The organism is Aeromonas sp. DNRA1, assembly GCF_963888745.1.
Lineage (GTDB): Bacteria > Pseudomonadota > Gammaproteobacteria > Enterobacterales > Aeromonadaceae > Aeromonas > Aeromonas hydrophila.
In genome coordinates this window covers 602999-620289 of sequence record NZ_CAWPKQ010000002.1, presented here as the reverse complement: position 1 = coordinate 620289, position 17291 = coordinate 602999, and the positions used below count along the sequence as shown (strand labels likewise).

Annotated in this window: 17 protein-coding genes; 14 read left to right on the top strand and 3 right to left on the bottom strand. The window is 59.0% G+C overall.

All coding sequences use genetic code 11. The features are described from left to right. Positions 1–393: 393 nt before the first annotated feature. The 10 genes from AACQ43_RS08825 (at position 394) to AACQ43_RS08780 (ending at position 10762) form a co-directional block, all read left to right on the top strand. The gene (locus tag AACQ43_RS08825) at positions 394–2028 is read left to right on the top strand and encodes an anthranilate synthase component 1 (RefSeq protein WP_168967004.1); all 1635 of its coding nucleotides are present in this window, start codon (positions 394–396) and stop codon (positions 2026–2028) included. Continuing rightward, complete coding sequence (locus AACQ43_RS08820) at positions 2021–2620, top strand: aminodeoxychorismate/anthranilate synthase component II (protein WP_124243272.1); 600 nt, start codon at positions 2021–2023, stop codon at positions 2618–2620. Before AACQ43_RS08825 ends, AACQ43_RS08820 begins: the two co-directional genes overlap by 8 nt. Before the next feature lie 10 nt (positions 2621–2630). Further along, positions 2631–3659 carry an anthranilate phosphoribosyltransferase gene (gene trpD, locus AACQ43_RS08815; protein ID WP_168967003.1) on the top strand — a complete coding sequence of 343 codons (1029 nt, stop codon included), beginning with the start codon at positions 2631–2633 and terminating at the stop codon, positions 3657–3659. Next, positions 3659–5155, top strand: coding sequence for a bifunctional indole-3-glycerol-phosphate synthase TrpC/phosphoribosylanthranilate isomerase TrpF (gene trpCF, locus AACQ43_RS08810; RefSeq protein ID WP_168967002.1), 1497 nt, complete (start codon positions 3659–3661; stop codon positions 5153–5155). Before trpD ends, trpCF begins: the two co-directional genes overlap by 1 nt. A 47-nt stretch (positions 5156–5202) precedes the next feature. After that, a complete protein-coding gene (gene trpB, locus AACQ43_RS08805; protein WP_041214833.1) occupies positions 5203–6396 on the top strand; it encodes a tryptophan synthase subunit beta in 1194 nt (397 codons plus the stop codon). Beyond that, positions 6393–7199, top strand: a complete 807-nt coding sequence (gene trpA, locus AACQ43_RS08800; RefSeq protein ID WP_113725446.1) for a tryptophan synthase subunit alpha — start codon at positions 6393–6395, stop codon at positions 7197–7199. Before trpB ends, trpA begins: the two co-directional genes overlap by 4 nt. Positions 7200–7795: 596 nt before the next feature. Further along, on the top strand, positions 7796–8215 hold the full coding sequence (locus tag AACQ43_RS08795) for a hypothetical protein (RefSeq protein ID WP_168967001.1): 420 nt from the start codon (positions 7796–7798) through the stop codon (positions 8213–8215). An 84-nt stretch (positions 8216–8299) separates the two neighbouring features. Next, positions 8300–9169, top strand: a complete 870-nt coding sequence (locus tag AACQ43_RS08790; protein ID WP_168967000.1) for a hypothetical protein — start codon at positions 8300–8302, stop codon at positions 9167–9169. Between the two features lie 59 nt (positions 9170–9228). After that, a complete protein-coding gene (locus tag AACQ43_RS08785; RefSeq protein WP_211162502.1) occupies positions 9229–10128 on the top strand; it encodes a hypothetical protein in 900 nt (299 codons plus the stop codon). 307 nt (positions 10129–10435) lie between these two features. After that, a complete protein-coding gene (locus AACQ43_RS08780) occupies positions 10436–10762 on the top strand; it encodes a hypothetical protein (RefSeq protein ID WP_168966999.1) in 327 nt (108 codons plus the stop codon). Here the strand turns inward: AACQ43_RS08780 and AACQ43_RS08775 are convergent. Beyond that, the gene (locus AACQ43_RS08775; protein WP_168966998.1) at positions 10749–11291 is read right to left on the bottom strand and encodes a metal-dependent hydrolase; all 543 of its coding nucleotides are present in this window, start codon (positions 11289–11291) and stop codon (positions 10749–10751) included. The two genes, AACQ43_RS08780 and AACQ43_RS08775, sit on opposite strands and share 14 nt — an antisense overlap. Before the next feature lie 141 nt (positions 11292–11432). Here AACQ43_RS08775 and AACQ43_RS08770 point away from each other — a divergent pair, with 141 nt between their 5' ends. Continuing rightward, positions 11433–11675, top strand: coding sequence for a DUF3297 family protein (locus tag AACQ43_RS08770; RefSeq protein WP_005302916.1), 243 nt, complete (start codon positions 11433–11435; stop codon positions 11673–11675). Between the two features lie 196 nt (positions 11676–11871). Continuing rightward, positions 11872–12414, top strand: coding sequence for a beta/gamma crystallin-related protein (locus tag AACQ43_RS08765; protein WP_168966997.1), 543 nt, complete (start codon positions 11872–11874; stop codon positions 12412–12414). Between the two features lie 69 nt (positions 12415–12483). On the opposite strand, the gene AACQ43_RS08760 is transcribed toward AACQ43_RS08765, so the two are convergent. Beyond that, the gene (locus AACQ43_RS08760) at positions 12484–12927 is read right to left on the bottom strand and encodes an inhibitor of vertebrate lysozyme family protein (protein ID WP_017410358.1); all 444 of its coding nucleotides are present in this window, start codon (positions 12925–12927) and stop codon (positions 12484–12486) included. Between the two features lie 181 nt (positions 12928–13108). After that, on the bottom strand, positions 13109–14320 hold the full coding sequence (locus AACQ43_RS08755; RefSeq protein ID WP_016351392.1) for a NupC/NupG family nucleoside CNT transporter: 1212 nt from the start codon (positions 14318–14320) through the stop codon (positions 13109–13111). 481 nt (positions 14321–14801) lie between these two features. Here AACQ43_RS08755 and AACQ43_RS08750 point away from each other — a divergent pair, with 481 nt between their 5' ends. Both AACQ43_RS08750 and tauA read left to right on the top strand, forming a co-directional pair. After that, entirely contained in the window at positions 14802–15956 is a 1155-nt protein-coding gene (locus AACQ43_RS08750) for a YdcF family protein (protein ID WP_211162501.1), read from the top strand. Between the two features lie 360 nt (positions 15957–16316). Further along, the gene (gene tauA / locus AACQ43_RS08745; protein WP_168966996.1) at positions 16317–17291 is read left to right on the top strand and encodes a taurine ABC transporter substrate-binding protein; all 975 of its coding nucleotides are present in this window, start codon (positions 16317–16319) and stop codon (positions 17289–17291) included.

The following is a 17291-nucleotide window of genomic DNA, read 5'->3' as shown; positions in this document are numbered from 1 at the left end:
CGGTGAAAGAAGGCTAAAAAGCGACTTGACTTGGCCGCGGCTTTATCGTTTTCTGTAGGCACTTCATTGCAAACATCTTTTTACAGGACTTTATCATGCAAACGACTTCCATCCTGACCATCTGGTGGTGGCACACTCCCTGACATGCGGGCGTGTGGTCGTTGCTGTACCTGTAAGTCTGACAGCAAATAAAGAACCCAAAGAAAAAGCCCGCTGACCCCAGCGGGCTTTTTTATTATCCGGCAAATGGACCTGTGATGAAACCGAGAATTCAGACAAGCAAGCTGACCTGGCGATGGCGCCCCTGAACCTGCCACCCCGGACCCATTAAATTTTCAAGGAATTCAACGTCATGAACATCGGTAAACAGCATCACACGCAAGGGAACGCACTATGACAGCCAGCCATCGCCTTCCTCTGGGTGAATTCGATACCCTCACCCTCAACGCCCCCTATGTGGCCGATCCGCTGGCACTCTACAGCGAGCTCTGCCAGGGTCGCCCCAACAACCTGCTGCTGGAATCGGTGGAGATCGACTCCAAGGCCGGCAAACAGAGCCTGCTGCTGGTGGACGCCTGCCTGCGCATCGAGTGCCGTGGCCGCACCGTGCGGGTGCGCAGCCTCAACGACAACGGCGCCCAGCTGCAGAGCCTGCTGGCCGAGCGCCTGCCCGCCGCCGTTGCCCAGAGCATGGTGGCCGGCGAGCTGCAGCTCGACTTCCCGGCCTCCGATCGGGAGCAGGACGAAGACAGCCGCCTCAAGGGGGTCAGCGTACTGGACGTGCTGCGCACCCTGCAGCGAGAGCTCGATTGCCAGCTCGGCAAAGAGGCCCTGTTTATGGCCGGCAGCTTCGCCTACGACCTCATCGCCTCCTTTGAAGATCTGCCCGACGTGCCACAGGGGAGCAACGACTGCCCCGACTACTGCTTCTACGTGGCCGAGACCCTGATCACCATCGACCACATCGCGCGCTCCACTGCGCTGCTTGCCTGCATCTTTGGCGGTGACAGCGACGAGAGCCGGGTGGAAGACAGATACCACCGCCTGAGCGAGCGCCTCGCCCAGTTCAAGCACGCCTGCCAGCAAGCCCCCGCGCAGGCTCCGGCCACCCCGGCCCTCACCGGCGGCATGAGCGTGGACAAGAGCGACAAGCAGTTCTGCGCCGAGGTGGAGAAGCTCAAGGGCTTCATTCGCCGCGGTGACATCTTCCAGGTGGTGCCGTCCCGCTGCTTCTCCCTGCCCTGCCCCAGCCCCATCGCCGCCTATCGCCGCCTCAAACAGACCAACCCCAGCCCCTACATGTTCTACGTGCAGGATGAGGGCTTCACCCTGTTTGGCGCCTCCCCCGAGAGCGCGGTGAAGTTCTGCGCCACCAGCCGCGACGTGGAGATGTACCCCATCGCCGGTACCCGCCGCCGTGGCTTCAACCCCGATGGCAGCATCAACCGGGATCTCGACGGCCGCATCGAGCTGGAGCTGCGTCAGGACGAGAAAGAGGTGGCCGAACACCTGATGCTGGTGGATCTGGGCCGCAACGATATTGCCCGCATCTCGGAGCCCGGCACCCGCTACGTCAAGGAGCTGCTGAAAGTGGATCGCTACAGCCACGTGATGCATCTGGTCTCCAAGGTGGTCGGCACCTTGCGTTCCGATCTTGACGCCCTGCACGCCTATCAGGCCTGCATGAACATGGGCACCCTGACCGGCGCGCCGAAGATCCGCGCCAGCGAGCTGATTCGCATGGTGGAAGGCAAGCGCCGCGGCAGCTACGGCGGCGCGGTCGGCTACATCAACGGCGCCGGCGAGATGGATACCTGCATCGTCATTCGCTCGGCTTTCGTGAAAGATGGCGTAGCCCACGTACAGGCCGGTGCCGGGGTGGTCTATGACTCCAAACCCCAGGCCGAAGCGGACGAAACCCGCGCCAAGGCGGCCGCCGTGCTGGCCGCCATCGCCGCCAGCCATGGCACCTCCCTGCAAGCCCTGAGCGCCCAGCAGGAGCAACATAAGGACGTGAGCCATGACTAACATCTTCCTGCTCGACAACTTCGACTCCTTTACCTACAACCTCGTCGACCAGTTCCGCGCCCTCGGTTATCCGGTGCGGATCTACCGCAACAGCCTGCCGGCGAGCCGCATCATGAGCGAGATAGCCGCCTGTGAAGGAGACGCCGTGCTGGTGCTCTCGCCGGGCCCGGGAGCCCCCCATGAAGCGGGTTGCCTGATCGACCTCATCAAGCTGGCACGTGGTCAGGTGCCCATCCTCGGCATCTGTCTCGGCCATCAGGCCCTGTGCGAAGCCTACGGCGGCACCGTCGGCGCAGCGGGCGAGATTGTCCACGGCAAGCGTTCGCTGATTGAGCACAACGGCCACGGCGCCTTCGCGGGGCTGCAAAGCCCCTTGCCGGTGGCCCGCTACCACTCGCTGGTCGCCACCTATGTACCGGAAGAGCTGACGGTGATTGCCCACTATCAGGGCATGCCCATGGCCATCGAGCAGCAGGATGAGCGGGTGCTGGGCTTCCAGTTCCACCCGGAATCCATCATGACCTCGGAAGGGGCCCGTCTGCTGACCCAGGCGCTCGCCCATATCACCCGTCCAGAAAGCAGTGTGCGGTAAGGAGACCAACATGCATCATCATCTCAACACCCTCTATCAGGGTCAGTCTCTGAGCCGTGAAAGTACCCGCGACGCCTTCGGCCAGGTGGTACGTGGCGAAGTGGATCCCATCGTGCTCGCCAGTCTCTTGACCGCTCTCAAGATCAAGGGGGAGACCCCGGAGGAGATCGCCGGCGCCGCCGAAGCCTTGCTGGCGGAAGCGCGCAACTTCCCGCGCCCGGACTATGAGTTCTGCGACATCGTCGGCACCGGTGGCGATGGCCTCAACACCATCAACGTCTCCACCACTTCGGCGCTGGTCGCTGCCGCCTGCGGCCTGAAAGTGGCCAAGCACGGCAACCGCTCGGTCTCGAGCAAGTCGGGTTCGAGCGATCTGCTCGACAAGATGGGCATCAAGCTCGACATGAGCCCGGCGCAGGCGCGCCGCTGTCTGGATGAGCTCGGCATCTGCTTCCTGTTCGCCCCCCAGTATCACGCTGGCGTGCGCCACGCCATGCCGGTACGTCAGGCCCTCAAGACCCGTACCCTGTTCAATGTGCTGGGGCCGCTTATCAACCCCGCTCGCCCCACCTATCAGCTGATGGGGGTCTATGCCCCCGAGCTGGTACGCCCCATCGCCGAAACCCTGCTGGCACTGGGGCTGAAAACCGGTATGGTGGTGCACGGCGCCGGGCTCGACGAGATTGCCATCCACGGCCCGACCCAGGTGGCCCAGATCCGTGACGGCGAGATCCGCGAATTTATGATCACCCCGGCTGACTTTGGCCTCGAGACCTATCCGGTCAGCGCCATTCAGGGTGGGGAACCGGAAGAGAACCGCGCCATCACTGCCGCCATTCTGGAGGGGCGTGGCACCCCGGCCCACAACGCCGCCATCGCCGCCAACGTGGCGCCACTGCTGCTGATGGCAGGCAAGGCGAAGGATCTCAAGAGCGCGGCGGCCGAGGTGCTGGCGGTGCTGGCGAGCGGTAAAGCGGCTGAGCTCGCCGCCCGGCTCGCCACTTTGAGCCATCAGGAAGCGGGTCATCAGGAGGCATGATGTCAGCCACCATGTCGCACAGCAGTCATTCAGAACGCCCACAGGGCAAGAGCCAGTTTCACAAGGATAACGAGATGTCAGACCTTATTGCCCCCCATGCTTTTCTGAACATGGCCTCCATCAGCCAGACCATTCTCGGCAAAATCGTGGCGGCCAAACAGGAGTGGGTTGCCGCCCGCAAGCTGGCCCAGCCGCTGGAGAGCTTCCAGAGCGCACTGACCCCAAGCGATCGGGATTTCGTCGGGGCGCTCAAGGCGGGCTCCACCCGCTTTATTCTGGAGTGCAAGAAGGCCTCCCCCTCCAAGGGGTTGATCCGCGACGATTTCAGCCCGGAGGCGATCGCCGACATCTATGGCAAATACGCCACCGCCATCTCGGTGCTGACCGACGAGAAGTTCTTTCAGGGGGATTTCGCCTTTTTGCCGCGGGTGCGCAGCCGTGTTCAGCAGCCGGTGCTCTGCAAGGATTTCATGATTGACCCCTATCAGGTCTATCTGGCCCGCCACTATCAGGCGGACGCCATCCTGCTGATGCTCTCGGTGCTCACCGACGAGGGCTATCGCGCCCTGTTCGCGGTGGCCAAGGAGCTGGGCCTTGGCGTGCTGACCGAGGTGAGCAACGAGGAGGAGCTGACCCGCGCCATCGCGCTAGGGGCGCCGGTGATCGGTATCAACAACCGGGATCTGCGCGACTTGAGCGTCGATCTCGCCCGCACCAAACAGCTGGCCGCAGACATTCCAAGCGATCGGGTAGTGATCAGCGAGTCCGGCATCAACCACCGCGCTCAGGTAGCGGATCTGCGCCACCACGCCAAGGGCTTTCTGGTGGGCTCATCCCTGATGGCCGAGCCGGATCTGGAGGCTGCGGTGCGCAAGCTGGTACTGGGCCAGAACAAGGTGTGCGGCCTCACCCGCGCCGAGGATGCCGCCGCCGCCCATCAGGCGGGCGCGGTATTCGGGGGTCTTATCTTTGTGGCCAAAAGCCCGCGTTATGTGGACATCCCCGCCGCCCGCGCCGTGATGGCGGGCGCGCCGCTCTCTTACGTCGGGGTATTTCGCAACGCCCAGCCCGCCACCATCGTCAAGACGGTGGAGGCTCTGAACTTGGCGGCAGTCCAGCTGCACGGGGATGAAGATGCCGCCTATATCGAGGGGCTGCGCGCACTGCTGCCAGCTGGCTGCCAGATCTGGAAGGCGGTAGGAATAACGAGCGGCGAGCCGCTGCCCGCCCTCGACTACCCAGCCGATCGGCTGCTGCTCGATACAAAAGTGGGCAGCCAGAGCGGCGGCACCGGTCAGGCGTTCGACTGGGCCATGCTGGCCACCCTCGACAAGAGCAAACTGATGCTGGCGGGCGGCCTTAACCCCGACAACGCCCTGCAAGCCGCGCAAGTGGGCTGCCTCGGCCTTGATTTCAACTCCGGGGTAGAGAGTGCCCCGGGCCAGAAGGATGCGCACAAGATTGCAGCCGCGTTTGCCGCCCTGCGCGACCTGTAACGCAACCCTTTTCGATGTTTCGATTTAGCTAATACAAGGAAGAAGCCATGACCCTGCTCAACCCGTTTTTTGGTGAATTTGGCGGCATGTACGTGCCCCAGATCCTCATCCCCGCCCTGCTCCAGCTGGAGAAGGCCTTCGTCGATGCCAAGGATGATCCGGCTTTCGTCGCCGAGTTTCAGGCACTCCTGACCGAGTACGCCGGTCGCCCGACACCGCTCACCCTCACCCGCAATTTGACCAAGGGCACCAAGACCCGCCTCTACCTCAAGCGTGAAGATCTGCTGCACGGCGGCGCCCACAAGACCAACCAAGTGCTGGGTCAGGCCCTGCTTGCCAAGCGCATGGGCAAGCACGAGATCATCGCCGAGACCGGCGCCGGTCAGCACGGTGTGGCCACTGCGCTGGCCTGCGCCCTGCTCGGCCTCAAGTGCCGGGTCTATATGGGCGCCAAGGATTGCGAGCGCCAGAAGCCCAACGTGTTTCGCATGAAGCTGATGGGTGCCACCGTGATCCCGGTGCACTCCGGCTCCAGCACCCTCAAAGATGCCTGCAACGAGGCGCTGCGGGACTGGGCTGCCAACTATGAAACCGCCCACTACCTGCTCGGTACCGCCGCTGGCCCCCACCCCTTCCCCACCATCGTGCGGGAGTTCCAGAAGATGATCGGGGAAGAGGCCAAGGCCCAGTGCTTCGAAAAAGAAGAGCGCCTGCCCGATGCGGTGATCGCCTGCGTCGGCGGCGGCTCCAATGCCATCGGCATGTTTGCGGACTTTATCGATGAGCCTTCCGTGCGCCTTATCGGGGTCGAACCCGGTGGTCACGGCATCGAAAGCGGCGAGCACGGCGCGCCGCTGGGTCACGGCAGCAAGGGGGTCTTCTTTGGCATGCACTCCTTCCTGATGCAGGACAACCAGGGCCAGATCCAGGAGTCCTACTCCGTCTCGGCGGGGCTGGACTTCCCCTCCGTCGGCCCCCAGCACGCCCACCTGGCCGCCATCGGCCGCGCCGAGTACCCCTCGGTGACCGACAAGGAGGCGCTGGACGCCTTCCAGGAGCTGGCCAAATCCGAAGGCATCATACCGGCGCTGGAGTCCTCCCACGCCCTGGCTCATGCCCTCAAGATGGCCCGCAGTGAACCGGAAAAAGAGCAGGTGCTCATCGTCAACCTCTCCGGCCGTGGCGACAAAGACATCTTCACCGTTGCCGACATCTTTGAAAAAGAAGGAACCTTGTCATGAACCGTTACGCACAACTCTTCTCCCGTCTGGACAAGGCCAATCAGGGCGCCTTCGTGCCCTTCGTGATGCTGGGTGACCCCACCCCCGAATTGTCCCTGGCCATCGTCGATGCCCTGGTCGAAGGGGGCGCCGACGCCCTCGAACTCGGCATTCCCTTCTCCGATCCGGTGGCAGACGGCCCCACCATTCAGGGCGCCGCCCTGCGTGCCTTTGCCAGCCACACCACCCCAGACGACTGCTTCGGCCTGCTCGCCCGCATCCGCGCCAAGTACCCGCAGCTGCCCATTGGCCTCCTGGTCTACGCGAACCTGGTCTATGTGCGCCACATCGACGGCTTCTACGAGAAGTGCCAGCAGGCAGGGGTGGACTCCGTGCTGGTGGCGGACGTGCCGGTGCAGATGTGCGAACCCTACAAGGCGGCCGCCGACAAGTTCGGCATCGACAGCATCTTTATTGCCCCGCCCAACGGCGATGCCGAGACGCTCAAGGCCGTTGCCGAGCTCGGCTCCGGTTACACCTATCTGGTGAGCCGCGCCGGCGTGACCGGTGCCGAGACCAAGGCCGGCATGCCGGTGGAGGGCCTCATCAACACCCTGCGCGAGTTCAATGCCCCCCCCGCCCTGCTCGGCTTTGGCATCAGCGAACCGGCCCAGGTACGTGAAGCCATCGCCGCTGGCGCCGCCGGTGCCATCTCCGGCTCCGCCGTGGTGAAGATCATCGAGACCCACCACCAGAACCCGGAACACATGCTGACCCGCCTGAAGGAGTTTGTGGAAGGGATGAAGGCCGCGACCAATCGGTAAGGTACTGCATTGGCCAAATGCCATTGACCGTGAGTGCGGAAAGGGAGCCTGATAGGCTCCCTTTCTATTTCCTGCTTGTTGCCGCTCCCAGCGTCTTTGTCCCCTCTCCCCTTGGGAGAGGGCTGGGGTGAGGGGATGGTGCATTTCCAGCCAAGCAAGATGCTCACTCAGCGCACGCCTTAATGACTAATTTATTGATCCAACACAGATTCCTGCCAAAACACGCTTCTCAACGCAGCCCCCGCCCCCTTAAGATACCCGAATGACAATCAACCTCTCGGAAGAACGCCATGACAGCGATTGTTGCTTTCTCGCAGGTTAAAAGCAGCGAACTGGGGGCTGTAACTCAGGGGCGGTAGCCTTGCTGGGATTTGCCGTAGCCGGCTCCTGAACTGTGTCTTTATAAAAGGGCAATGGAAGCATTAAACAAGGAGGTCAAGCGAATGCATTCAAATATCAAAGGCAGACTGGTAATGTTTTTATTTAATTTTATTTTTCGTGGCAACTATCAGGGCGGAGCGGAGTTATATGAAGGCTCTGCTATCGGATTAGTGCCGCCTTCTATCTAATCACTGTTATGTAGCAAAGGAGGTTCAGTGAATACCACCATATTTTCTCTTGTCGGTTTAGTAGTTGGTGCAGTATTAAAATTTCTGTTCTCCCGGCATCTTGAAAACAAAAAACATCAACGCGACTTAAGAGCAAAAGCATACGCCAATTACCTACTGTGCGTGAGCGAGCATGCAAATCTCGGGCACCAAAGAAATTCAAATGGGGGTCGCCAACTCGGCGCCAAAACCGCTGATTCTAAGTGCATAATTTCCCTATACGGTGCCCCAGCTGTTATTTCTGCATTTGCATACTTCGAGCTGCTCGGCGCAGCAATGAATACAAACGAACAATGCAGTGTCTTCACTAACATGATGGCTGCCATGCGTAAAGATGCTCTTGGAAGCTCATCAGTAGCTCAGGCCAATCTCGAAGCTGTATTACTGGGTTCGCGTCGTGCAATATGACAATTGGTTCAAACCGTTCGCTTCGCTCACTGGGATGGACTAAAGCCCGCCTTTTAACCAAACGTTATGATTATGGATTAAACAATGTACGAATTTCATTCCGATCCCCGTAAATATACACATGATGAAACTGTTAGTGAGTTGGGTAAAGCTCTGACTTGGCTAGAGCAAGACTTAGGCCTTCGTATAGTAAATACCCGAATCCAAAATTATCAAAATATTTTAAATGAAAGAGAAACGTTAAAAGAGCCTGAAGAATACAAAAATTATCTGCTAACAAAGAAAGAAGTAGATGAGTTTTTAATAATTTATCGTGCTTTCGAGAGCGAACCAAAAGAAAACATTCTAAAGCAGATTAAGTTTGTCATTTCAGGTTTGCCTTACCGCCAAGATAGCGCCCCTGAAAAACCTGATCCCGCAAGAGATTATCTTCATGAGCTCTCTATTGCAGCAAGGTTGAAACTTGCAGGGATCAGTGTAGAAACAAGTGAGGACTGCGATGTTGTCGCTAGATACGATCATAAAATAATATATATAGAGTGCAAAAGAGTTCGGAGTAAGAGCAAAATTTTGCCTAGGGTCAAAGATGCGAACAAGCAAATTATTAATAGAATGGGGCTAAGGAAAAGTGCTGCATACGGCTATATTACTGTTGATGTGACAGACCTGTTAGATATTGGAAAAAAAATCGAGGAATATAATAGCATTGAACATTTTCGTGCTTACTCAAAGCTGCGTCTGGCCGCTTTTAGCAAAGATTATGGAGCAAGTATCAGGTCTTCAGTTCATAAGAAAGTGTGTGCGGTTGTTTTTTACGCACATATTTTAGGTGTGATTGTAAGCCCCAATAGGCAACTTTATAATGTTGGGGTGTTCTATTCATTGGGGGCTGAGGGAGATAGTCAAGAAAAGATGTTGCTGAATATGAAGTTTCAACCGCACTTGTGCTCATAATCACAACAAGCGCATCAACGTATGGACTAATAAAGCCTGGCTTTATTTCGTACCTCACTATGTTTAGCCAAACTTTATTATCCCGTTATGCTGACGTTATATTAACAAGAGAGGGTTTCACATTGTCAGATAATTCAAATATAGTTGATAAGGCCACTTTATGGGATTGGGTAAAAGCTATTTGCACACTTGTTTCTGTTGGTGTGGCTTGCTACAAAATATACTTAACACCAATTGCGTTGACAGTTGACTTCCCAACTTTACTATCTTTGCTTTTAGCATTGTTTTCAGTAGGACTTGCGGCTCTTTTTTATTTTAAAGCTACAGAGACTAGTAATACTTTTTATGATAATACCTATAATTTCACTAAAGATATTGCGCAGCTTCTAGCAAAAATTGAAAGTGGTTTTGGGGAAAAGTTAAGAAACTTAGATGAAGGATATTCATCAGTTCGAGATTATATACAAAACAACTCTTCTACTTCTAAGGGTATTGATGATACCAAGAAAAAAATTGAAGGAGAAAAACAAGAAATAGAAAAAGTGCTAGAAGAGAGAAATAAAATTGTCCGTAAACTTCTTGAGCAATCTCAATTACAAGAGGAAGAAAAGGAGGCTGTAGCACAACAGCTAGCAGAAAAAGAGCAGGAGCTTGAAGCTTCACAGAAAGAACTTTCCAGAATGAATAAAAAGTTATTTTTTGAACGAATGAGAAAGAGGGAAGAGCGTGACATAGACCCAGGAATGGAAGGTTTCACAAAAGACTTTATAATTCGTGAATTAGATCCCGAGCGAATCGCTAGATTACCCCTTAGTCGAATACGAAGAATGGTAGATGAAGTTTTATCCAAAGCTCCACGCCAATATATAGAAGACTTGGAAAGGCATGGTTTCTTCGATAATGGAATAAATAATGACGGCATTCAGTTCATTCGTCAACTGGCAAGACAACTCATATAACAAGCAACTACAGCGGATCAAATTTCGCTGCGCTTATTTTCTCCGCTGAGTTGGGCATTAGTCATTATCGAGAATAATATTAAAGTTCATTTATTGAAATGATAGAGCTGACTTGAGGTCAGTTGCTGAAGCATTACTGATACTTCATCCTTAATTTTTTGGGCTCTTTGTCTGTACAGATCTAGTTATCACCTGACACCCACCATTCTGAGCAAGACGTTGCATCGCCAACATTCAAAAAGATGGGCGTCCTAGCTCTGCTGCATCTCAGCCCCAAAAGTTAGCGTTGGAAGATTTTAGAAGTTGCATGACAGAAATCAGCCGTAAAACAAAGCAACTGGCCATCCTCTGCTTTTCCCTGTTTCTGCTCAGACTCGGATTTCGCGCCTTTGGCTATGACCTGCTTTATCACAATCCGAATGCTCCCTACGGTATATCGGATTTGATTGAAGTGGCATTAACCCTCATATATCTGGTGAGCTTGGGTCTCTGCATACTGCATGCCCTGTGGATATTGCTCCGGCACTGGGAACAAGGCGCCTTGGAGGCATCAGCCCTGCTCGCCCTCTGTGCCATACAGTGGCACAGTTATGACTATCTTCATTACTTGGCCGCCAGTCTCAGCATCCCCTAGGGCCCCTTCCCCACACCCGCCACCCCATCAATATCAGCATCAATACAGCCCCCGGCAGCCAGACCCAGTAGAGCTCGGAGAGGAGCACCGCTTCGCCTCGGGCGGTGAGATAGGCTTCCAGCTTGAAGGGGGCGACCCGGATCACCTGCCAGGGGGCGAAGAAGCGCTCGTCACGCCACGGCCAGAGCCAGCCAACCCCCTTGCCGCCGGTGGTGAGGGAATCGAGCAGGCTGTGGGAGAGCAGAGAGACCAGCAGAAACGACCAGACGGTGGCGGCGCCTGCCCGAAATTGGCGGTGAAACAGCATGGCCAATGTGGGCAGGGCAAAGGCGAACAGTAGTGAGTGGGTAAAGCCGCGATGGCCAAAGACATGGCCGTAGGCAACCCCCAGTTTAAAGGCGAGCACGTCGGCATCGGGCAGCATGGCGATGGCAATCCCTGCCAGCAGCAGGCGTGGCGGAATCATCCGGCTGCCAAGCCCGAGCCCAATGCAGAGAGGGACGGCGGCGTGAGTGACTATGGTGGGCATAGGGTGAAGCTCCAACTGAAAACGTGAGCCTACCTTATCCCCGCTCGGTGAAGTGAAGGTGAAGTTGCGGGTCGCCAGCCTTGAGCCCATGGCGGGCATTGCCTACAATGACCCACTTTTTATCACACTCAGGTAAATAAAATGAGCGACAACAAACCGGCCCTGCCCGACCGTCTGGCGGCCAACCCGCGCAGCCCGCACCACGTGGCTGAGTGCTTCCAGCACGAGATCGGCATTCGCGTGAACGGCAAGGAGCGCACCAATGTCGAGGAGTACTGCATCAGCGAAGGTTGGGTGAAGATCCCCTCCCCCAAGGCCAAGGATCGCTACGGCAACCCCATGCTGATCACCGTCAAGGGCACCGTCGAGGCCTTCTACGCCTAAGCCGCCCTGACCGCGCGCCCGCCGGGCCCGCCGCCATGCTGTTCAGAACACCGGCCTTGCGCCGGTGTTCTGCTTTGGGCCCTGCATCTTTGCGTCGATGGCGGGCAAAGAGTGTCGCAGCGGGCGCCGCTCTCTCTTGCATCAAGGCTGCGTCTCGGCAATCCTTGCCGCCCCTTGAACTGGCAAGATCTCATCCATGAACAAGCTATTTGTCCTGCTGGCGCTGTTGACCCTGAGCACAGCGGCCTGCGCCGATATCCTTATCAATCCCCAGATCGTGGTGAACGGCCAGAGCCAGGGTGGCGGGCGTATCCATATCTGTACCCTGACCCCCTTCAACAGCGTCTATGCCGATGCGGGGCGCAGCGAGTGGCTGGCGCGCCAGAAGGTGAGCCGCCGCTGCCAGCAGGGCCAAGGCAACAACAGCCTGTTCTGCGAGGCGGCCAAGGCGAGCTGTCTGACAACCCGATTGGACGAAGGGGACGACGCCAGCACCCTGCTGGTGTTCGACGGCGCCCACCAGAGCGGCGACTCCCTGCGCATCGACCGGGATATTGCGGATCTAGGCCGCTACGGCTTTGCCAACCGCATCTCCTCCTTCACCGTGCCGGCTGGCTGGGTGGTGCGTTTCTTCGAGGAGTCCGACTTTCGCGGTGGCTACTACACCCGCAAGGGCGGCGAGCAGGAGGCAACCGACTTCAACAATCGCATCCGCTCGGTGCGGATCCTGAGCCGCTAGCGCCCTGACACATCACCTCTTCGCCATAAAAAAACCTCTGCCAAGGCAGAGGTTTTTGCTTTTCGATGCTTACTGCCAGTTGGGGTCGGCCTCAACCTGCTTCATCAGGGCGGCCTGCATCCCCTTGTCCGGCTGGCCAAGCCAGGTGTAGCGGGCAAATTTGGACGGGGTTTCGCGGGCAGCGTCGCTATCTGGCAGGTCGATCAGCACGCCCCACACCCGCTTGGCCTTGGTATCCACCAGCAGTTGCATGTAGTGGCTGGCGCAGTCGTGGGGCTTGCAGACCGAGCCGCTCTGATAGGGGGTGCCGGCCACGGCTTCGAGCGGGGAGCTGGTGCCATTGCCGCTGCGCACCCACTTGGGCAGGTTCTTGATGCCCTGGGTCGCCTTGGCCCAGGGGGCCTTGAAGTCCGCCGACAGCAGCAGATCCGAGGTATAGGTAGCGGCGGCAAACGCCGGCGCGGCGCCGACCAGCAGCAGGGAGAGCGCCAATGCGCGAGAGAAACGGGTCATGATGTGATTCCTTGTTATATGAATGCCTGAACGGACGCGGGCTGGCCGCGCGCCATCACGCTACCGCCTGCGCCCGCCCCTGTCGAGCCCAGGTCGTGCCGAGGCGTCAGTGGTTGGCGCCAGATGGACGACACCCCGCCGCGCCAGTGGCGAGACGGGGTGTGCATGGGGTAAAGGTCGCTTAGCCGAGGGAGGCGAACAGCCCCGCCAGGGTGGCGCTCATCAGGTTGGCCAGGGTCGCCGCCAGCACCGCCTTGAAGCCGAGGCTCGCCACGTCGTGGCGGCGCTCAGGCGCCATGGTGCCGATGGAGCCAAGCTGCACCGCAATGGAGCCCAGGTTGGCAAAACCGCACAGCGCGAAGGTGATGATGATCTGAGTGTGGGCGCTGAGATCCTGCTTGATGTTGGCAAAGTCCAGGTAGGCGACAAACTCGTTCATGATCACCTTCTGGCCGATCAAGGATCCTGCCGCCATCATCTCGCTGGCCGGCACGCCGATGAGCCAGGCCACCGGCGCAAACAGATAGCCCAGCAGCTGCTGCAGGGAGAGATCGGCCCAGCCGAACCACTCGCCCACCGTGGTGAGACCGGCGTTGATCATGGTGATCACGCTGACAAAGGCCAGCAGTATGGTGCCGATGGCCACCGCGATCTTCATGCCGCTCATGGCGCCGCCCGCCAGGGCGTCGATGGCGTTGCTGTAGTCGCTCTTGTCGAGGGTGATCTCGGCCTGCTCGCGCACCTGCTGCTGCTCCGGCACCAGCAGTTTGGCCATCAAGAGGCCACCCGGCGCCGCCATGAAGGAGGCGGCGATCAGGTATTTCAGATCCACACCCAGCCCGGCGTAACCACCGAGCACTGAGCCTGCCACCGAGGCCATGCCGCAGGTCATCACCGCAAACAGCTCGGAGCGGGTCATGCCGGCGAGGAAGGGGCGAATAAGCAGCGGCGATTCCCCTTGCGAGAGGAAGATGTTGCCGGTGGCCACCAGGGATTCAGCGCGGCTGGTGCCGAGCAGGCGGTGAATGCCGCCCCCCAACACCCTGATCACCCACTGCATGATGCCGAAGTGATAGAGCACCGCGATCAGCGCGCTGATGAAGATCACCAGCGGCAGCACCCGCACGGCGAAGATGAAGCCGTTGCTGGCCAGATCGCCAAACACGAAGCGGATGCCGCTGTCGGCAAAGCCGAGCAGGGCGGAGACGCCGTTGCTCATGGCGCCGAGCATGATTTGACCGGGGGGGAAGTAGAGCACCAGGGCGGCAAAGCCGGTTTGCAGGGCGAGGGCACCCAGCACGGTCCGCCAGCGGATGGCACGGCGGTTTTCACTGGCCAGCCAGGCGATAAACATCAGGGCCAGCATACCGACCAGACTCAATAACAGCGTCATCTTGCACCTATGAAGAGAGAAGTTTCATACGGCAAGTCTGCAGACAGGCATCGCAGGGAGCGGGCGGGAGAGGTGCCGACCCCGCGACACGCAGACCACAAACCTACAGGTTAGTGGCGGGTCCCATCCTGGGGTCATTCACGTTCCGGGTGACGGCGAGTATCGGGTGACGCCAGCGCCGTCGCAGGGAAGCTGCGGCCGGGTGGCAGGTCGGGCGGCGATGGTACAGTGATCGCCGTCACAGAAAAAGTTGTAAAACGATTGGCCCCGCCAACTTTTTCACGGCAGCGCTGAGCTTTACCCAAACGCGGCAAGATTGCGCCACAACTGAGCAAACCCACAGGGAAATCAGGTCTCACTCCCCCCGAATAGGGCAGGCACTACCCCCTTCCCCGGATAACCGAAGCGGTTCACGTTTTTTCACGCCACGACGCGGTACACTGACCAATCACCAAGTTTATGTTTTTATTGAAAAAGCCCCATGGTCCTGGAATGGCCTGGTGCCATCAACCTTCGGTGGAACGCCATCATGATGAAAAGAACCGCGATTGCCCTGACGCTGGCCGGCCTGCTGACACTGCCTGCCGTGCTCCCTTCCGCAGCCTGGGCTGCCCCGGTACGCTCCCTGCAAAAGGAGCAGAATTACGACCAGTACATCAGCAAGCGCCAGGTGGTGGATCAGCTGCTGGCGGACGCCTGGCAGATTTTCAAGTCGCCCGCCCGCATCTCCACCGCCGGCTTCACTGCCAAGATGCCGAGCAACATGGAGCAGGTGACCGAGCTGCTGCTAGAGGCCTACCAGCTCGAGCCCTATCGCACCGACCTGCTCATCTCGGCGGCCAATGCCCAGATCTACAACGGCAACGTGGACAAGGCAATCGGCCTGTTCGAGCAGGCCCTCAGCACGGCGCCCGATGACATCGACCTGCTGAGCTACCTCGCCACCTGGCAAACCTTCAAGCACAACGAGGCCGCCGCCAAGGGGTATCAGAGCAAGCTGGCGACCCTCAATCCCGGCCGGGCCGCCGATCTGCAGCGCATCTTCGACACGGTCGAGCGCGTCGTCGCCACTCCGCTCAAGGAGCAAGGAGAGCGCTCACCCAAGCCGGGCAACCGGGCCATCGTCACCCTGGGTTATGCCCTCAATCCCGACGGCTCCATGCACGACATCCTGCTGGGCCGGCTGGAAACCACCCGGGCGCTGGCCAAGGCCAACCCGGCGGCCCTCATCATCCTGACCGGCGGCGTGCCCCAAAACCGTCAAACCGAGGGCAAGCTGATGGCGGACTGGCTGGTGAAAAAGGGGATCGATCGCTCGCGCATCATCGAGGAGAACTACGCCACCAGCACGGTGGAGAACGCCCTCTACAGCGGCTATGCCCTCGCCCGCCACCAGATCGAGTACGCCACCCTGGTGAGCTCTGCCAGCCATGTGCGCCGGGGCCAGACATTGCTTGAGATCGCCTGCTGGCAGAGCGGGCCGGCCGGTATCCGGATAGACAGCGTCAGCTACCCCGACAAGCCACTCTCCGAGCTTGCCAAGGTGAGCGACAGCGAGCTGCTCGGCATCTACCGGGACGCCTTGCGCACCTACGGGCTCTGGAGCTACCGCTCCGCCCCCCTGCTGGAGCGTTGAGCCCAGGCACGCCACGCTCGCCCGGCCCGTTGCCTGCGTGCTCCTTGCAGCACCGCCGTCCCCCCCCCAAACCAACCCGCCCAACCGGCGGGTTTTATTTTATCCGCCCAATAAGCCAAACCGGTTCGATATTCAATAACTGGGCAAGCATTGCCATATCCAAATAGGCTTGCCGATATTTTCAGCACTCATTGCCAGCCATCAAATATCGACTTGCCATATTGAGATATATGAATAAACGGATTTAATTGCCGTTCTTTTTCTAAGAACCATATCTCATCAGCCATATATTTTCGGTCTTTCCTCAGCGCCCCGATAAATGGGAAAACTGCCGCTTCATTCCCCCGATGGAGCAATATCATGACAGGAAAAGGACATTCCCTCTGGCTGGCGGCGCTCGCCCTGCTCAGCCTGCAAGCCAAGGCCGTGGAAGTCACGGTGGCCTACCAGACATCTGCTGAACCGGCCAAGGTGGCCCAGGCCGATGACACCTTTGCCCGCACCAGCGGCGCCACGGTGAAGTGGCTCAAGTTTGACAGCGGCGCCAGCGTGGTGCGGGCGCTCGCCTCCGGCGACGTGCAGATCGGCAACATCGGTTCCAGCCCGCTGGCGGTGGCCGCCAACCAGCAGGTGCCCATCGAGGTGTTCCTGCTCGCCTCCAAGCTCGGCAACTCGGAAGCGCTGGTGGTCAAGCCCGAGCTCACCTCCGCCACGGCGCTTAGCGGCAAGCGCATCGCCGTGCCCTTTACCTCCACCGCCCACTACAGCCTGCTGGCCGCGCTGCGGCACTGGGGAGTGGATCCGGCCAGCCTGCAGATCGTCAACCTGCAGCCGCCGGCCATCATCGCCGCCTGGCAGCGGGGTGACATCGATGGCGCCTATGTCTGGGCGCCAGCCCTCAACGAGCTGACCAAGGGCGGCAAGGTACTGACCGACTCGGCCCAGGTGGGCGAGTGGGGAGCCCCCACCCTGGATGTCTGGGTGGTGCGCAAGGAGTTCGCCAAGGCCCATCCCGAGCTGGTGCAGGCCTTCGTCGACAGCACCCTAGCGGCCCAGCGCGACTACCTGGCCAACCCGGACGGCTGGCTGACCAAGCCGGACAACCTCGCCAAGCTGGCCAAACTGAGCGGCGTGCCCGCCAGCGACGTGCCCGCGCTGGTCAGGGGCAACACCTACCTGAGCGCCAGCCAGCAGAGCACCGAGCTGGGGGAACTGGTGAACCAGACCCTGGTGGACACCAGCCGCTTTCTCAAGGAGCAAGGCAAGGTGCAGAGTGCCGGCAGCGATTATCGCGCCTACGTGACCGACCGCTTCGTCAAGGCTCACGCCCGCTGA

Excerpts from the sequence above, each read along its gene's own strand:
- AACQ43_RS08825 (WP_168967004.1), top strand. The coding sequence starts at position 394 with ATGACAGCCAGCCATCGCCTTCCTCTGGGTGAATTCGATACCCTCACC.
- AACQ43_RS08820 (WP_124243272.1), top strand. The coding sequence starts at position 2,021 with ATGACTAACATCTTCCTGCTCGACAACTTCGACTCCTTTACCTACAAC.
- trpD (WP_168967003.1), top strand. The coding sequence starts at position 2,631 with ATGCATCATCATCTCAACACCCTCTATCAGGGTCAGTCTCTGAGCCGT.
- trpCF (WP_168967002.1), top strand. The coding sequence starts at position 3,659 with ATGTCAGCCACCATGTCGCACAGCAGTCATTCAGAACGCCCACAGGGC.
- trpB (WP_041214833.1), top strand. The coding sequence starts at position 5,203 with ATGACCCTGCTCAACCCGTTTTTTGGTGAATTTGGCGGCATGTACGTG.
- trpA (WP_113725446.1), top strand. The coding sequence starts at position 6,393 with ATGAACCGTTACGCACAACTCTTCTCCCGTCTGGACAAGGCCAATCAG.
- AACQ43_RS08790 (WP_168967000.1), top strand. The coding sequence starts at position 8,300 with ATGTACGAATTTCATTCCGATCCCCGTAAATATACACATGATGAAACT.
- AACQ43_RS08785 (WP_211162502.1), top strand. The coding sequence starts at position 9,229 with ATGTTTAGCCAAACTTTATTATCCCGTTATGCTGACGTTATATTAACA.
- AACQ43_RS08780 (WP_168966999.1), top strand. The coding sequence starts at position 10,436 with ATGACAGAAATCAGCCGTAAAACAAAGCAACTGGCCATCCTCTGCTTT.
- AACQ43_RS08775 (WP_168966998.1), bottom strand. The coding sequence starts at position 11,291 with ATGCCCACCATAGTCACTCACGCCGCCGTCCCTCTCTGCATTGGGCTC.
- AACQ43_RS08770 (WP_005302916.1), top strand. The coding sequence starts at position 11,433 with ATGAGCGACAACAAACCGGCCCTGCCCGACCGTCTGGCGGCCAACCCG.
- AACQ43_RS08765 (WP_168966997.1), top strand. The coding sequence starts at position 11,872 with ATGAACAAGCTATTTGTCCTGCTGGCGCTGTTGACCCTGAGCACAGCG.
- AACQ43_RS08760 (WP_017410358.1), bottom strand. The coding sequence starts at position 12,927 with ATGACCCGTTTCTCTCGCGCATTGGCGCTCTCCCTGCTGCTGGTCGGC.
- AACQ43_RS08755 (WP_016351392.1), bottom strand. The coding sequence starts at position 14,320 with ATGACGCTGTTATTGAGTCTGGTCGGTATGCTGGCCCTGATGTTTATC.
- AACQ43_RS08750 (WP_211162501.1), top strand. The coding sequence starts at position 14,802 with ATGGTCCTGGAATGGCCTGGTGCCATCAACCTTCGGTGGAACGCCATC.
- tauA (WP_168966996.1), top strand. The coding sequence starts at position 16,317 with ATGACAGGAAAAGGACATTCCCTCTGGCTGGCGGCGCTCGCCCTGCTC.